This is a genomic window from Nakamurella panacisegetis (assembly GCF_900104535.1).
GTDB classification, from domain to species: Bacteria; Actinomycetota; Actinomycetes; order Mycobacteriales; family Nakamurellaceae; genus Nakamurella; species Nakamurella panacisegetis.
Map to the genome: position 1 here is coordinate 3661316 of NZ_LT629710.1, position 15957 is coordinate 3677272.

15 protein-coding genes are annotated in these 15957 nt (G+C 69.3%); 8 read left to right on the plus strand and 7 right to left on the minus strand.

Translation table 11 applies throughout. The features are described 5' to 3' along the window. Positions 1-138 precede the first annotated feature (138 nt). Positions 139-2001, plus strand: coding sequence for a phospholipase C (locus BLS97_RS16430; RefSeq protein WP_231988145.1), 1863 nt, complete (start codon positions 139-141; stop codon positions 1999-2001). A 1-nt stretch (position 2002) separates the two neighbouring features. Here the strand turns inward: BLS97_RS16430 and BLS97_RS16435 are convergent, their stop codons facing one another. Further along, positions 2003-2269 carry a hypothetical protein gene (locus BLS97_RS16435; RefSeq protein WP_090477696.1) on the minus strand — a complete coding sequence of 89 codons (267 nt, stop codon included), beginning with the start codon at positions 2267-2269 and terminating at the stop codon, positions 2003-2005. A gap of 70 nt (positions 2270-2339) precedes the next feature. Here BLS97_RS16435 and BLS97_RS16440 point away from each other — a divergent pair, with 70 nt between their 5' ends. From BLS97_RS16440 to BLS97_RS16455, 4 genes are all read left to right on the plus strand, one after another. Continuing rightward, positions 2340-3806, plus strand: coding sequence for an RNB domain-containing ribonuclease (locus BLS97_RS16440; RefSeq protein WP_090477699.1), 1467 nt, complete (start codon positions 2340-2342; stop codon positions 3804-3806). Between the two features lie 4 nt (positions 3807-3810). Beyond that, positions 3811-4011: a hypothetical protein gene (locus BLS97_RS16445; RefSeq protein ID WP_090477702.1), complete on the plus strand. Its 201-nt coding sequence runs from the start codon at positions 3811-3813 to the stop codon at positions 4009-4011. A gap of 35 nt (positions 4012-4046) precedes the next feature. Further along, positions 4047-5012, plus strand: coding sequence for a DMT family transporter (locus tag BLS97_RS16450; protein WP_197676219.1), 966 nt, complete (start codon positions 4047-4049; stop codon positions 5010-5012). 78 nt (positions 5013-5090) lie between these two features. Beyond that, positions 5091-6818 (plus strand): alpha/beta hydrolase, encoded by a 1728-nt coding sequence (locus BLS97_RS16455; RefSeq protein ID WP_197676220.1) that lies wholly within the window; start codon positions 5091-5093, stop codon positions 6816-6818. Between the two features lie 4 nt (positions 6819-6822). Here the strand turns inward: BLS97_RS16455 and BLS97_RS16460 are convergent, their stop codons facing one another. Genes BLS97_RS16460 through BLS97_RS16470 form a run of 3 tightly spaced genes read right to left on the minus strand, consistent with a single transcriptional unit; the run spans position 6823 to position 9852 of the window. Continuing rightward, a complete protein-coding gene (locus tag BLS97_RS16460; protein WP_090477705.1) occupies positions 6823-8070 on the minus strand; it encodes an ATP-grasp domain-containing protein in 1248 nt (415 codons plus the stop codon). Between the two features lie 13 nt (positions 8071-8083). Beyond that, the gene (locus BLS97_RS16465) at positions 8084-8830 is read right to left on the minus strand and encodes an esterase family protein (protein ID WP_090477709.1); all 747 of its coding nucleotides are present in this window, start codon (positions 8828-8830) and stop codon (positions 8084-8086) included. Then, positions 8827-9852, minus strand: a complete 1026-nt coding sequence (locus tag BLS97_RS16470) for an alpha/beta hydrolase (RefSeq protein WP_090477713.1) — start codon at positions 9850-9852, stop codon at positions 8827-8829. The genes BLS97_RS16465 and BLS97_RS16470 overlap by 4 nt, the downstream gene beginning before the upstream one ends. Positions 9853-9929: 77 nt before the next feature. On the opposite strand from BLS97_RS16470, the gene glnA reads away from it, so the two are divergent. Next, the gene (gene glnA / locus BLS97_RS16475) at positions 9930-11270 is read left to right on the plus strand and encodes a type I glutamate--ammonia ligase (RefSeq protein WP_090477716.1); all 1341 of its coding nucleotides are present in this window, start codon (positions 9930-9932) and stop codon (positions 11268-11270) included. Here glnA and BLS97_RS16480 read toward each other — a convergent pair. Beyond that, positions 11248-12234: a helix-turn-helix transcriptional regulator gene (locus BLS97_RS16480; RefSeq protein ID WP_090477718.1), complete on the minus strand. Its 987-nt coding sequence runs from the start codon at positions 12232-12234 to the stop codon at positions 11248-11250. The genes glnA and BLS97_RS16480 overlap by 23 nt on opposite strands. Positions 12235-12319: 85 nt before the next feature. Between BLS97_RS16480 and BLS97_RS16485 the strand changes: the two genes are divergently transcribed. Next, positions 12320-12691 (plus strand): glyoxalase superfamily protein, encoded by a 372-nt coding sequence (locus BLS97_RS16485; protein ID WP_090477721.1) that lies wholly within the window; start codon positions 12320-12322, stop codon positions 12689-12691. 1 nt (position 12692) lies between these two features. Here the strand turns inward: BLS97_RS16485 and BLS97_RS16490 are convergent, their stop codons facing one another. Next, positions 12693-13331 carry a DJ-1/PfpI family protein gene (locus BLS97_RS16490; protein WP_090477724.1) on the minus strand — a complete coding sequence of 213 codons (639 nt, stop codon included), beginning with the start codon at positions 13329-13331 and terminating at the stop codon, positions 12693-12695. A gap of 70 nt (positions 13332-13401) precedes the next feature. Continuing rightward, positions 13402-14388, minus strand: coding sequence for a GlxA family transcriptional regulator (locus tag BLS97_RS16495; protein ID WP_090477728.1), 987 nt, complete (start codon positions 14386-14388; stop codon positions 13402-13404). Positions 14389-14545: 157 nt separating this feature from the next. Between BLS97_RS16495 and BLS97_RS16500 the strand changes: the two genes are divergently transcribed. Then, positions 14546-15952, plus strand: a complete 1407-nt coding sequence (locus BLS97_RS16500) for a glucose-6-phosphate dehydrogenase (RefSeq protein WP_090477732.1) — start codon at positions 14546-14548, stop codon at positions 15950-15952. Positions 15953-15957 lie beyond the last annotated feature (5 nt).

The following is a 15957-nucleotide window of genomic DNA, read 5'->3' on the forward strand; positions in this document are numbered from 1 at the left end:
CCGCGTGGAGGCGCGGCCGACATCGATACGTGTTGTGCGTCAAGTGCATCGCGGCGTGAACCCAGATTCCCAGTGGTCGCTCGCGCAAGTGGATCGATACGCGTGATCGACCCGGTCGACGAAACAGGAGGTACTGCTTTGTCCAGACTCCCCATCGGCCTGAGGCGGGCCGGCGCGATCGGCGCCGCCGTGCTGCTGACCGCCTCGGTGGTCAGCTCGGCCAACGCGACCACGCCGGTCACCCGCGCCCGAACGGTCGCGGCTCCGGCTCCGGCTCCGGCCAATCGTCACGGCGGCGGCTCGCCGATCAAACATCTGGTGGTGATCTTCCAGGAGAACGTCTCCTACGACCACTATTTCGGCACCTATCCGAATGCGACGAACACCTCCGGCCAGACCTTCCGGGCCGCCCACCGCACCCCGCGCGCCGCCGGCCTGTCCAACACCAGAGGCGCCGGTGGCACCGGCACCCTGCTGACCAACAATCCCAACACGGACGCGAGCGGTCATCAGGTGAACCCGCGGCGTCTCGACCCGGCGAACATCAATGACGTACTGACCTGCGATCAGGACCACACCTACGCCGACGAGCAGAAGGCATTCGACGGCGGAAAGATGGACCGGTTCATCACCACCGTCGGGACCGGAAAGGGCGTCAGCGGCACCGGCGCCCCGTGCAGCGCGGCCGACGTACTGAACTACTACGACGGCAACACCGTGACCGCGCTGTGGAACTACGCGCAGCACTACGCGATGAGCGACAACTCGTTCGGCACCACCTTCGGGCCGTCGTCGCCGGGTGCGATCAATCTGGTCTCCGGGGACACCGGAGGAATCGGGCTCATGATCAACGGAGCGGCCACCAACGGCAACACCATCAGTGACGGCCACGGCGGCACCACGATGATCTCGGACTCCCAGCCGTACTACGACGACTGCTCGACCCGCGATGCGGTCAGCTTCACCGGCAGGAACGTCGGCGACAACCTCAATGCCGCCGGGGTCAGCTGGGGCTGGTTCCAGGGCGGCTTCCGCACGACCACCACGTTCGCGACCGCGACCGGGGGCACCCAGTCCACCAGCGTGTTCACCCCCGACCAGTTCAAGGGCAAGTTCGCCGTCGCCCCGGCGGCGGACCAGGGCCTGTGCAACGCGGTCCACCCGATCGGTGCCGGTATCGGCGGGACCGGTGGGACCGCGGCGAGCAGCAGCAACTACGGCAACAAGGACGACTACATCCCGCACCACGAGCCGTTCCAGTACTACGCCTCCACCGCGAACCCGCACCACCTGGCGCCGGCCTCGCTGGCTGCGATCGGAACCGACACCCAGACCACGGTGGCCGGGGTGCCGCAGTTCGACACGGCCAATCACCAGTACGACACCAGCGATTTCGACTCCCTGGTCGGAGCCATCTCCCGCGGATACCTGTCGCCCGATCACCTGCCGGCGGTCAGCTTCCTCAAGGCCCCGGGCTACCAGGACGGGCACGCCGGGTACTCCGATCCCCTGGACGAGCAGCAGTTCGTCACCAACGAGATCAATGCGTTGCAGCACACCCCGGACTGGTCCAGTACGGCCGTGGTGATCGCCTACGACGATTCCGACGGCTGGTACGACCACGTCTACAGCGGGGTCCACAACCCGTCCGACACCTCGGCGGCGGCCACGCCGCCCGGCCCGCAGGACTTCCTGACCGGGGTCGGGGTGTGTGGATCGACCAGCGTGACGCCACTGGCCGGGCAGAACGGCCGGTGCGGCTACGGACCACGGCTGCCGCTGCTGGTGGTGTCGCCATGGGCCAAGCACAACTACGTCGACCACACCCTCACCGACCAGACCTCGATCCTGAAATTCATCGAGACCAACTGGCGGCTCCCGGGGATCGCTGGTTCGTTCGACCAACTGGCCGGCTCACTGAACGGCCTGTTCGACTTCACCGGTCGGCGTGGTCACAACTCGACGCTGTTCCTGGACCCGACCACCGGTCAGCCCACCTGAGTCAGACCGCCCACGGCGTCCATTCGGGATGACGGCTACACGGCGGCCAGACCCACACCGAGACGTTCGCCGTTCCGTCACAGGCCCAGCACCGCCAGGTGCGGTGGGGGCGGCCGGCGCACAGGCAGGGTGAGGAGGAGATGAGAACGGTGTCGGCGCCCAGCGGATGCCCGAGCGGGCAGACGGTCGGGACCAACTCGGCGACACCGTTCTCACCCACCGCCCGGTAGTGGTGATCGTCCAACCCGTACACCCGTGGTTCGATCATGTGTCCATACTAGGGGCGGGATCGGGGCCGCGGCGCTGATGGCCGCGGCCCCGCGTCGTACCCTGACCCAATGCCGATCCGCCGCATTCATCCGCCGCGGGTCACCGCCGCCGTCATCGACTTCCCGGCCATCCGGGCGCGGCTGGGAATACCCGGGGTGTACCCGGCCGCCGCCGACGCCGAAGCCGTTGCCGTTGCCGCGGATCCGCCGCAGCCGGCCCTCGATCGCACCGATCTGCCGCTGGTCACCATCGATCCGATCGGCTCCATGGACCTCGACCAGGCGATGCACCTTGAGAAGACCCCGGCCGGGTTCGTCGTGCACTACGCCATCGCCGACGTGGCGTCGTTCGTCGGCGAGACCGGGGCGCTGCACGACGAAACCTGGCGCCGGGGGGAGACCCTCTACAGTCCCGATCTGGCCACGCCGCTGCACCCGCGGGAGCTGTCCGAGGGGGCGGCCAGCCTGCTGCCCGACCTCGTGCGCCCGGCCGCTCTGTGGCGCATCGAACTCGATCCGACCGGTGAACCTGGGCATGTCCGGGTGGAGCGGGCCCTGGTCCGATCGGTCGCCCGGCTGGACTATCTCGGTGTCCAGGCCGACCTGGACGCCGGCCGCTTGCATCCGTCCATCGCCGCCCTGCCGGAGATCGGCCGGTTGCGTCAGGCGGCGGCCCGCCGCCGTCACGCGATCAGTCTCGACCTGCCCGACGCGGAGGTCGTTCCGGATGCCGTCGGGCACTGGACCCTGAGCCTGCGGGCCCAGAACGAGATCGAGAAGGCGAACGCCGAGATCAGCCTCCTGACCGGCATCTGCGCGGCGCGGATGATGATGGACGCCGGCATCGGGTTGCTCCGCACCCTTCCGCCGGCCTCGGCCGACCAGGTGGCCTTGCTCCGGAAGTCGGCCGCCGCTCTCGGCATCCCCTGGCCCGACGGTGTGCCGGCCGGTGACGTCATCGCGGAACTGGATAGTTCCCGACCGACGGTGGCCGCCTTCCTGGACGACGCGGTGCACCTGCTGCGCGGCGCCGGATACACACCGTTCGACGGTGCCGTGCCGGCGCAACCGCTGCACGCCGGCGTCGGCAGCATCTACGCGCACGTCACGGCTCCGCTTCGCCGGCTGGCCGACCGGTACGCCACGGAGGTGTGTCTGGCCCTGTGCGCCGGGCACCCGGTGCCGCCGTGGGTGCGCGAGGCCCTGCCGAAGCTGTCGCCGGTGATGGCGGCCTCGGGCCGGCGCGCGTCGGATCTGGAGCGGGCGTGTACCGGCGCGGTCTCGGTGTTCCTGCTGACCGGGCGCGAGGGTGCGACGTTCCAGGCCACGGTGCTGCAGGTGGAGACGGTCAAGAACCAGGCGACGGTGCTGCTGCACGAGCCGCCCGTGCGGGCCCGCTGTGCCGCGACCGGTCTCACCGAAGGTTCGATCGGCCCGGTCCGGCTCGTCTCGGTCGACCAGGACACGAACACGTTCGTGGTCGCGCCGGTCGAGCGCACCATCCCCGGCGGAGCAGTCACCCTCGTGGCAGTCTGAAGCCATGGGAGACGAGATCGGCCAGAACACGGCCTTCTACTACAACATCAAGACGCACCAGGTCGAGCCGGAAGGGCAGAGCAAGGCCAAGGACCTGCTCGGACCGTTCCCGGACCGGGAGTCTGCGGCGAATGCGCTGCAGACCATCCACGAGCGCGAAGAGCGCAAGTCCGAAGAGGATCGTGAGTGGGAGGCCGGGCGGTAGGGAATTCGGCACCACCCAAACGCCTTGCATGAGGCGTGACGATTCACGTGGGCCGCCGCGCCCGTGACCTGACCTGGTTGGTCGCCCTCGGTGCCGCACTGTGGGGCACCGACGCGATCTTCCGGCAGTCCCTCGCCCAGCAGGTGTCGGCCCCGACCCTGGTCTTCGCCGAACACCTGGTCCTGGTGCTGGTGCTGCTTCCGTTCCTGCCCCGATCACTGCGAGCGTTCGGACGTCTGGACCGGCGTGGGAAGGTGGCCGTACTGGCCATCGGGGCCGGCGCCTCCGCGCTGGCCACGGTCCTGTTCACGATCGCCTTCCGAATCTCCAGCGAGCACAACGACTTCGTGACGCCGGTAGTGGTGCAGCACCTGCAGCCGCTGGTCGCGATCGGGGGAGCGGTGGCGTTGCTGGGCGAGAAGGTCCGCACCCGCTTCGCGTTGTTCGCGGTTCCGGCCGTCGTCGGCGTCTGGCTGCTGGCCTTCCCGGATCCGTTCGACATCACCGTCTCCCGGCTCGGCGTGGTGCTGCTGGCCCTGGCCGCCGCCGTGTTGTGGGCCGGCGGGACCGTCCTGGGCCGACTGGTGGCCACCGAGCTCGAGCCGGTCGAGTTGACCACCCTGCGCTTCGCGTTCGGATTGCCGACGGCGGCCGTCCTGGTCGCGGTGTCCGGCAACACATTCTGGGTTCCGGATCTGGGCAGCGCCTGGGCCGTCGTCGGGTTGGCCATCGTCCCCGGGCTGCTGGCCATGGTGCTGTACTACGTCGGTCTGCGCCGGACGGCGGCCTCGCGGGCGACCTTGGCCGAGTTGGCCTATCCGGTGACCGGTGCCTTCGTCGGTCTGATGTTGGGCCGCTCCCTGCACTGGTCGCAGCTGGTGGGCGCGGCGGTCATCGTGGTCGCGGTGACCGGGCTGTCCTGGCACGAGACGAAGGCCAGGAACCAGGCGATCGAGCCGGCCGTGGTGCCCTCGCCGGTCGCGCTGCCCGCGCTGCTGTGACCGGAGCGGCACCTGAGTGATCCCGGTGCGTCGGGTGGGCGAAGCGGCGGTCACAGCGGGAAATGTCATGATCACCGTATGCGCCCGTACCGCCGGTCCGTCCGTCCCCGCTCCGTCGTTCACGGTGCCGCCGTCGTCGCCCTGTTGATGTTGCTCGCCGCCTGCGCGACCAACATCGCCGGATCGGCGACCATCGGTAAGGCGTCGGCCGTTTCCGGAAGCACCAGTGGCAGCGTGCCGACCGGGCCGATCACCCAGCCGAGTTCCACGCCCGGCACCTCGTCCAGCACCTCGCCCAGTGCGACGAGCACCGGTTCGGCCGGGGTCGTCCCGGCCGGGCTGGAGAAGTTCTACGGTCAGCAGCTGGACTGGGGGAGCTGCGCGAGCTACGCCACGAGCTCGGGCGACGCGTCGATCTACGCGCAGCCGGCCCTGCAATGCGCGCGGCTGACCGTCCCGATGGCCTACGACAACCCCACCGGCGCCACGATCAAGATCGGCGTGTTGCGCAAGGTGGCCACCGACCGGTCGGCCCGCATCGGGTCGGTGATCATGAATCCGGGTGGCCCCGGCGCGTCCGGCATGTCCTTCGTGTCGCAGGTGGCCGTCTACGGGTTGGACGCCCAGCTGAACGCCCGGTTCGATCTGGTCGGGTTCGACCCCCGCGGTGTTGGATCGTCGGTTCCGTTGATCGTCTGCCAGACCGACGCCGAGCTCGACGCCACCCGGGCCCAGACGGCCCGATCGAACACGCCGGCGGCGGTGTCCGCGGCGATGGCCCAGCTGAAGGGATACGCCGCCGGCTGCGTCACCAAGACGGCCGCCGCCGGGAACGTCGACGGTAAGACCTTCCTGGCCAACGTCGGAACGCGTGACGTGGCCCGCGACATGGACGTGCTGCGGGGTGTGCTGGGCGACCCGAAGCTGACCTACGTCGGCTTCTCCTACGGCACCCGCATCGGCTACGTGTACGCCGAGGAATTCCCGAAGAACGTCAGGGCGATGATCCTGGACGGCGCGGTCGATCCGACCCGGAGCGTTTCCGAGTCGTTGGTGGAGCAGGCCAAGGGCTTCCAGCAGGCGTTCGTCACCTTCGCCACCGCTTGCGCGAAGCTCGCCGACTGCGCGCTGGGCTCTGACCCGTCCAAGGCCACCGCCGCCTTCCAGGCGATGAGCCGTCCGCTGTTGGCCAATCCGCTCAAGCTGCCCCAGGGCCGCGTCCTGTCCTACGGTGACGCGACCCTCGGTGTGGCCGAGGCGATGTATGACAACTCCAGTTGGCCCGACCTGGAGAAAGCCCTCACCGACCTGAAGGCGGGGCAGGGTGAGAAGCTGATGGCCCTGGCCGACGAGTACTACCAGCGGGACTCGTCCGGCAAGTACTCGGAGAAGCCGGACTCGTTCAACGCGATCCGCTGCGTCGACGACCCGGCCGTCACCGATCCGGCCGAAGTCATCAAGGTCAACCAGCAAGTGGCCGATGCCGCCCCGTTCGAGGACAGCGCCGACCCGGCGGCCGACATCCCCGACCTGTGCGCCTACTGGCCGGTGCCGGCGACGTTGAAGCCTGGGGCCCTGAGCGTCCCCGGGCTGCCCAAGGTGCTCGTCATCTCGACCACCGGCGACCCGGCCACGCCCTACCAGAACGGCGTCGACCTGGCCCAACAGCTCGGCGCCGACCTGCTGACCTACCAGGGCACCCGGCACGCCGCGTTCATCGTGGCCAACAGCACCTGCGTCAACTCGGCCGGCAATGCCTACCTGCTGAACCTCACGCTCCCGGCCGCCGGGACCACGTGCAGCTGACCGGCTAGCGCTGGTCCTCGACCCACAGGGACATGAGCCCGCGGAAGTGGGCCAGGAAACGTTCGTGCTCGGCCGCCGGGTAGGTCGCGGCCACCGTCTCGACCAGCAGCTGGTCGAAATCGGGCGAGTCGATCCAGTCCCGGACCAGAGCGGGCAGCGAGGCCAGGGAGGTGGAGCAGAACTCCCGGTACTCGTCGGCCTGGAAGTACTGGTCGGCCAGAAGGCCGTACCGGCCGAGCTTGTCGTGCCAGGACAGGTCCGGGTCGTCGGCCACGTCGAACCACTCCCGGGAGGTGGTGTCAACCCGGGGCCGGCGGTCGGTGACGGCGCAGAACACCGACCAGGAGATCAGCTGCGTGATGGCCCACGGGAAGTAGTAGTGCAGCGACGTGACGGCGATGTCGGGGCAGGCGTTGGCGTAGTCGATGGGCTTGACCGTGGTCCCCCGGACCAACGCCTCGCAGGAGTTGAACTCCCAGCGGAAGAACGCGTTGATGGTGCGCGACAGGGTGAGGATCTCCATGCCGGCCTCGGGTTCGAGAAACGAATGCGCGACCTCGTAGCGGTCGTGCATCGGCAGTTCGGGCCGGAACTTCATGATCTTGGTCTCCGGCCCGATGGTCAGCGATCGGGCGAACGCGTCGTACGGGGAGACGGCGGCCTGCAGGTGCATCAGCATCTGGCCCGACTGGTCGTAGGCCCGGTGCAGCGTCTCGACGTCGTCGACCCGGGACACCCCGCGCCAGGCCCCGCCGTCGAACGGCTTCATGTACATCGGGTACCCGACGCGTTCAGCCACGGTGTCGAGTTCGAACGGCAGGTTGTAGGTGTCGGCGGTGTAGGCCCACTTCTCGTGGTCGAGCGGGTTCTTGTACGGCACCAGCACGGTGGACGGGATGTCGAAGCCGAGCCGGATCATGGCGCAATAGGCGGAGTGCTTCTCCATGGCCTGGAACGTGAACGGGTTGTTCAACAGGTACGTGTCGTTGACCAGGGCCGCCTTCTTCAGCCACTCCCGGGGGTGGTAGTACCACCAGGCCAACCGGTCGATGACGAGGTCGTGCCGCACCGGGTCCCGCAGGTCGAACGGCTCGATGGTGATCCGTTCGGTACTGACGTGGTGGTCCCTTCCGCGGTGGTGCACCGCGCCGAGGCGCCGGGTCAGGGTTTCGAAGGCGCGCGGCCAGTCGTCCTCCGTGCCCAGCAGCAATCCGATGAGGTGATTCGTCGAATCTCGTCCGGCCATCGTCATGCGGGTGTCCTTCTCAGCCGAGGGGTGGGAGATAGGTGGCCGCCTGGGCGCGCCAGCTGGGCCAGTCGTGCGGCCACTCCGGTCCCCAGACGTGCATCTCGTGCGGGATCTGCTTGTCGCCGAGGATCGCATCCAGCTTCCGGGTCGAGGCATTCGCCCCCGTGGTGTCCTCCCACCGGCCGCTGCTGACAACCAGGGTCAGGTACAGGCTGCGCCGCAGGTGTTCCAGGTGACCGCCGTAGGTGCGGGGCAGGAACTGCACCGGATCGGTGAGGTACGTGTCGTCGTCGGAGTCGCCCCAGGCGTGCCAGGCCCACGGGTCGTAGGCACCGGAGAAACCCACCGCCCGGTGGAAGACGTGCGCATGGCGCAGCGCGAACAGCACGGAGTGGAACGCGCCGATGGACGCGCCGGCGGTGACGATGTCGTCCCGGCCGCCGCACTGCTCGCGGATGAAGGGGACCACCGACCAGAGGATCCAGTCCTCGAACCGTCGGTGGGCGCGGGCCCGGTCACCCTGCCGCAGGTCGCGGTTCGACCATGAGTGGTCGTCGTAGGACGGCACGCAGAAGATCTTGAGCTTGCCGTCGTCGATCGCCGGCCCGAGCGCGTCGAGCATGCCGTTGGCTTCGAACTCGGACGGCCCACCCCCCTCGGTCGGGAACCACAGGACGGGGCGCCCCCAGTGCCCGTGCACCGCGAGTTCGCGCGGGCCGTCCCACGAGGGAGCGTCCAGGTGGTGGTACTCGGTCCTCGTCATGACACCTGTTCCAGTAGCTGTTCGACGCCGGGGGACCAGGCGTCGCGCCATCCGATCATGGTGTGGGCGTCGGGCACCAGGCGCAGGTCGACGCGGTATCCCTGCGCCGCCAGGGCGCGGGCCATCTGCTCGTTGTTGGCCCGGTTCTCCTCGACGGCGCCGCAGGTGACCAGCACCGGCGTGGTCTGCCTGGCCGGCCCCTGCGTCAACTCGCGAACCGCCGCGCAGATGTGCCCGAACCGGGAGTAGCCGCTCTCCTGGGGATCGTGGACGGCCGTGAAGTAGGAACCGGATTGCAGCGCGAGCCCCTGCAGCAGCCCGGGATGCCGGCGGTGCGCCCACAACATGGACAGCGCACCCAGGCTGGCCCCCAGACCGACCGTGGCCGAGACGGCGAACCGCTCGCGGACGGCCGGCAGGATCACAGCGGACAGATGGTCGGCGTAGTCCGAACTCGCGGCGTACCAGCTGTCCCGCCGCCCGTCCGCCGGGTCCAGCAGGGCGACCCGGAACCGAAGGCGGTTGGCCGCCTGGGTCGCCCAGCGGAGCAACGAGCCGCGGGTCGCCATGTCGGTGCCGTCGTTGGCCAGCAGAAGGGGCGCCGGCGTCCGCGGGCCGAGGCCGTCGGGGGACCACACGGTCAGCGGGACCGGGTCGCCGAGGCCCCCAGCCTGGGTGCCGACGCGCAGGCGGGTGCCGGACTCCGGTCTGGACACCCAGACGGGCGGGCGATACTCCGGGAACCGGATCTCGGACCTGTCGCCGAACGGATTGGCGACGTGGGCCGGATTCTCCGGGTCCCTGGTCCAGGCGGTCCCGCCGGCCGACCGGAGGGTGAGCCGGTACTCGAGTCGATCGACCGCGGGCCGCGGCAAGTGCAACGCCCACTCCCCGCCGGACCGGCGGAACTCCAGGTCAGTGGGGCCGAGGGGGAAATCGACCTCGAGCCGGACGCCCTCGACGCCCCCCGTGTCCGGCAGCCGGAAGTCGACGCCGTTGGACGAGATCACGGTGCCGCGCATCCGGACACGGTACGCGCGCCCCGGCCGACAAGGGGCCGGGCAACAAGCCGGAAATACGGCGTACATAGGGTGTGGGCATGGACCGTCAGCAGCAGTTCGTCCTGCGCACCCTTGAAGAGCGGGATATCCGATTCGTCCGGCTCTGGTTCACCGACGTCCTCGGGTACCTCAAGTCGGTCGCCGTGGCCCCGGCGGAGCTCGAAGGTGCCTTCTCCGAAGGCATCGGCTTCGACGGCAGCGCGGTCGAGGGCTACGCCCGCGTCTACGAGTCCGACATGATCGCCAAGCCCGACCCGTCCACCTTCCAGGTGCTCCCGTGGGAGACCGAGGAGGGCAAGGTCTACTCGGCCCGGATGTTCTGCGACATCACCATGCCCGACGGCAGCCCGAGCTGGGCCGACCCGCGACACGTGCTGCGCCGCGTGATGGGCGAGGCCGCCTCGATGGGTTTCACCTGCTACGTCCATCCCGAGATCGAGTTCTTCCTGATGAAGGACCTGCCCAGCGACGGGTCGGCGCCGGAGCCGGCCGACCAGGGCGGCTTCTTCGACCAGGCGTCCCACGACGTCGCTCCGCACTTCCGGCGCCGGGCCATCGAGACCCTCGAGGCGATGGGGATCTCGGTCGAGTTCTCCCACCACGAAGGCGCACCCGGCCAGCAGGAGATCGACCTGCGCTACGCCGACGCGCTGACCATGGCCGACAACATCATGTCGTTCCGGTACGTGGTGAAGGAGGTGGCCATCACCCAGGGGGTGAAGGCGTCCTTCATGCCGAAGCCGTTCCCCGATCACCCGGGATCGGCCATGCACACCCACTTCTCGCTGTTCGAGGGTGAGACCAACGCGTTCTACGACCCGGACGACGAGTACCAGATGTCGGCCACCGGGAAGGCCTTCCTGGCCGGTGTCCTCAAGCACGCGGCCGAGATCACCGCCGTCTCCTGCCAGTGGGTCAACTCCTACAAGCGGTTGGTGATCGGCGAGGAGGCCCCGACCACGGCGTCGTGGGGTCAGGCCAACCGGTCGGCCCTGATCCGGGTGCCGAACTATTCGCCCGGCAAGTCCTCCAGCCAGCGGATGGAGTTCCGCCTGCCCGACTCGGCCTGCAACCCGTACCTGATGTTCGCGGTCGTCATCGCGGCCGGCCTGCGTGGCATCCGGGAGGGCTACGAGTTGCCGGCCCCAGCCGAGGACGACGTGTGGTCGCTGTCCGAGACCGAGCGCCGCGCCCTCGGCTACGTCCGGCTCCCGGCGTCACTGGAGTCGGCGCTGGCCGTGATGGAGCGGTCCGAGTTCGTGCCGGAAGCGTTGGGGGAGCACGTCTTCGACTTCTTCCTGCGGAACAAGCGGGCCGAGTTCGAGGCCTATCGTCGGCAGGTCACCCCGTTCGAGCTCAAGCGGTATCTCTCGCTGTAGCGCACGTAGGGCTCGCCCGGCGGTAACGGTCGGCCAGCTGCCGGACCTGTTCGACGAGCTCCGGGGGCTCGACGACGGTGAAGTCGTGCCCGAGCAGTCCCAGATGGACCGCCGTGGCCGCCGGGTCGTCGACGCCGGTGGTCAGGGTGCAGGTGTGTTCGTCGACCGGTTCGACCGTGCCGATGAACGGGTTGATCCGCTCGCGCACGACCTCGGCCGATGCGTGCACGGTGATTTTGGCCGGCCGCCGCCAGGTGGTGTTCGACACCCGCGAGGCCACATACGCCGCGATGTCCGGTTGGGGCAGGTCGCGCTCGACGAAGCGCGGTCCGTTCGGGATCTTCAGACAGATCCGGTCGACCCGGAAGGTGCGCCAGTCCGAGCGGTCCGGATCCCACGCGACCAGGTACCAGCGCCGTCCCCAGCTGACCAGACGGTGCGGGTCGGCCCTCCGGCGGGTGGCCGTTCCGTCGTGATCGGTGTAGTCGAACCGCAGTTGCTCGTGATCGCGGCAGGCAGCGGTGATGGTGACCAGGACCTCGGGGTCGACGGTGGGCCCGGTGCCGTAATAGGGGACCGGAACCGTGTAGGCCTGCAGGGTGGCGATCCGGCGGCGGAGCCGGGACGGCAGCACCTGTTCCACCTTGGCCAGGGCGCGCAGGGAGGCATCCTGGATACCGGCGATCGCGCTGCCGGTGGCACTGCGCAGGCCGAGCGTCACCGCGATCGCCTCTTCGTCGTCCAGCAGCAGTGGCGGCAGTTGCGCTCCGGCGCCCAGGCGGTAGCCACCGACGGCGCCCCGGGTCGCGTCCACCGGATAGCCGAGGGTGCGTAGCCGGTTGATGTCCGCCCGGATCGTCCGGCCGCTCACCTCCAGACGCTGCGCCAGTTCGGGTCCGGTCCAGTCGCGTGGCGTCTGCAGCAGGGAGAGCAGTTTGAGCAGGCGCGCCGAGGTGGTCAGCATGCCGGTCAGTCTGCACCGCAATGAGGAAGCAGACCTTCCGGATTCGCTCCTAGGGTGAGATCCACCAACGAGCGAGGGAGCAGTGATGGACTACAAGATCGAACTCATCATCCTGCCGGTCAGCGATGTCGATCGGGCCAAGGCCTTCTACGTGGACCGGGTCGGTTTCCATGCCGACGTCGACCAGCGGGTCGACGAGCACACCCGTTTCGTACAGCTGACCCCACCCGGTTCGGCTTGCTCGATCGCCTTCGGCCAGGGGCTGACCGAGGCCGAGCCCGGTTCGGTCAAGGGCATCCAGGTGGTGGTGGCCGACGCCGATCGGGCCCGCGCCGAGCTGAGCGCCCGCGGGGTCGAGGTCACCGGGGTCGAGGACCAGCCGTGGGGTCGGTTCGTCCGGTTCGCCGATCCCGACGGCAACGCCTGGACCCTGCAACAGATGCCGGCCTGGCGCTGAATCAGTTCCTGACCCGGCCGTATTCGCGGACCCGCTGCCGCACCTCCGGCGTCGCCTTGGCCAGCGACCCGGAGTCGAACGGCGGCTGCGGGTCGTACTCGGTCTCCAGTTGCGCGGCCATCGCGGCCACGTCGTCGACCAGATGCGCGATGACGGCCAGCCCCATGTCGATCCCGCTGGAGACGCCGGCGGCCGTGACGATGCGCTCGTCCCACAACGGCACCACCCGTTCACCGGTGGCCACCGCGCCCAGTGACTCCAGGACGTCGTAGACGCTCCAGTGGGTCGCCGCCGGACGCCCGGCGAGCAGTCCGGCCGCGGCCAGGACCAGGCTCCCGGAACACACCGACGTGGTCAGTCGGCTGCTGGCATGGGCCGTCCGGAGCCAGTCCAGAACCACCTGGTCGGCGATGAGTCGCCGGGAGCCGATGCCGCCGGGCATCAGCACCACGTCGGGGTGGGGGAGCTCGTCGAAGGTCGCGTCCACGGTCAGGCCGAGCATGCCGTTCTCGGTCCGGATCTCGCCGCGGGAGTGCCCGACGAAGGTGATGTCGAAGTCCGGAACCCGTTGCAGCACTTCGTAGGGTCCGATGGCGTCGAGCGCCGTCATCTGGTCGAACAACGCGATGGCCACCTGCATGATCTGGGGGTCCTTTCGGGGGGTGCGGTCACGGTTTGCCGTCACGTGGGCGGAGGCGCCCGGCGTGCGTTCAGGAACTGCGGGTGAGGTGGAAACGTTCCCGATAGCGGTCAGGCGGTACGCCGAGCCGGCGGATGAACGTGCGGCGCATCGTCTCGGCCGTGCCGAAGCCGCAGCGGGCGGCAATGGCGGTGACTGTCTGGTCATCGGTCTCGAGCAGGGTCCGGGCGGCCTGCATCCGGGTTGCCTCGACGTAGCGCGCCGGCGGCTCGCCCACCTCGGCCGAGAAGACCCGGGCGAAGTGCCGCTCGCTCATGCCGACCGTGGCGGCCAGCACGGCGGCCCGATGGTCGCCACCCGGATCGGCATCGATCAGATTCTGGGCCCGGACGATCGGCGGTGTCCGGCCACGAGGGGCCCATGTCGGTACGGCGTACTGGCTCTGCCCACCCGGGCGGCGCCACGACAGCACCAGATGACGGGCCACCAGTTGCGCGGTCTCGGCGCTGTGATCCTGTTCGACCATGGCCAGGGCGAGATCGATGCCGGCCGTGACTCCGCCCGAGGACCACAGGTCGCCGTCCTGCAGGTACAACCGGTCCGGGTCGACCTCGGCGGTCGGGAACTCGGACTGCAGCATGCCGGTTCGTTGCCAGTGGGTGGCGACCCGCCGACCGTCGAGCAGCCCGGCCCGCCCGGCCAGGAAGGATCCGGTGCAGACGGTGGCGATCCGCCGCGCGTGCGGAGCGGCCTGCCGGATCCACGACACGGCCGCGGAATCGGTTGGTGTCGCCCGCGCGCCGTCGCCGCCCGGCAGCACCAGGGTGTCGATCGGCGTGGCCGGGTCCGGGAGGGCCTCGGCGTGGATGCCAAGGCCGCCCGACGTCATCAGCCGGCCGGGGGAGGCGCTGACCACCGCCAGGTCGTACCCGGCGCGGCTCTGGGACCGGGCCACCCGGTCGGCCCCATGGAAGACCTCCATCGGTCCGGCCAGGTCCAGGATCTGGAGGTCCGGAACGGCCAGGAAGATCACGGTGCGCGGAGGGGGAGCCGTCATGCCTCGATCCTGTCGGGCTTTCGTCATGGCGTAAATGACAAAGTCCCCACGTTTTCGGCCAGATCACCACCGCCCCCCGGATGGTTGGCCCGACCCGGGGATAGGGAACAGTGGTCGGGAGTCTGATCGATCTCGTCACGCCGAAGGGGAACTGCAGATGCCGTCCAACCAGCCCACCGTGTTCGTGCTGTTCGGCGCGACCGGCGACCTCGCCAAGCGCATGGTGCTGCCGGCCTTCTACCAACTCGCCCAGCACGGACTCATGCCCACCTCGTGGGTGCTGGTCGGGAACGGCCGCGGGGATGTCGCGCACGAGGACTTCCGGACCCGGGTGCGGAGCGCGCTGGAGGAATTCGGCGGCATCAAGGTCGACGAGAAGGTCTGGTCCGATTTCTCGGCCCGGCTCCGGTTCGCCGGTGGCGGGTTCGACCAGGACGATCCGGGATCGTTGTTGGACGTGCTCGCCGAGGCCCACGAACTGTTGGGCCCGGACGCGGACTACATCCACTACCTGGCCATCCCGCCGGTCGCCTTCGAGGGCATCACCAAGGGCTTGTCGGCGCACCAGCTGCTGGAGGGATCGCGGGTGGTGTACGAGAAGCCGTACGGCACCAGCCCGGAGTCGTTCCGGGAGCTGGACCAGCTGGTGCTCTCGGTGATGAAGGAGGAGCAGGTCTACCGGATCGACCACTTCCTGGGCAAGGAGGCCACGCAGAACATCCACGTGCTGCGGTTCGCCAACCGGATGACGGAGCAGATCTGGAGCCGGGACCACGTCACCCAGGTGCAGATCGACGTGCCCGAGGTGCTCGACGTCGCCGACCGGGCCGCCTTCTACGACGCCACCGGTGCCCTGCGGGACATGGTGGTGACCCATCTGTTCCAGGTGGCGGCCGAGGTCGCGATGGAGCCGCCGATCGACTTCTCGGCCGAGAACCTGCAGGACGCAAGGGAATCCGTGCTGGCCTCGTTTCGGCCGCTGGCCGCCGAGGACGTGGTGCTGGGGCAGGCCGACGGTTACCGCGACCTGCCCGAGGTGGCTGACGACTCGACCACCGACACCTACGCCGCCGTCCGGCTCTGGGTCGACACCGACCGCTGGCACGGGGTGCCGTTCCTGCTGCGCAGCGGGAAGTACCTGCACGAGAGCGGTCAACGCGTCTCATTGGTGATGCGCAAGCCGGACGGCCCGCTGTCCGGAATCCCCGGGGACGGAACGGTGCTCAGCTTCTCGATGCAGGGCAACGGATCGATGGCGTTGTCGGTGGTGGTGAAGAATCCCGGCCCCGGCCTCGACCTGACCCTGCAGGACGTGGATCTGTCGCTGGACGACGTGGTCGGTGGCGATCCGTTGCCGCCCTACGTGTCCCTCATCCATGACGTGACGATCGGGGACCGCTCGCTGTTCACCACCAGCGCCGGGTTGTCCCACGCCTGGAACGCCGCCGCGCCGATCCTGGACCACCGGCCGGCCCCGCATCCGTATGCCCCGGGCTCCACCGGCCCGGCGCAGGGTTCGGCTCTCCCCGGACCGCACGGCTGGTTCCTGGATGCCCGGAAGTGACCGCG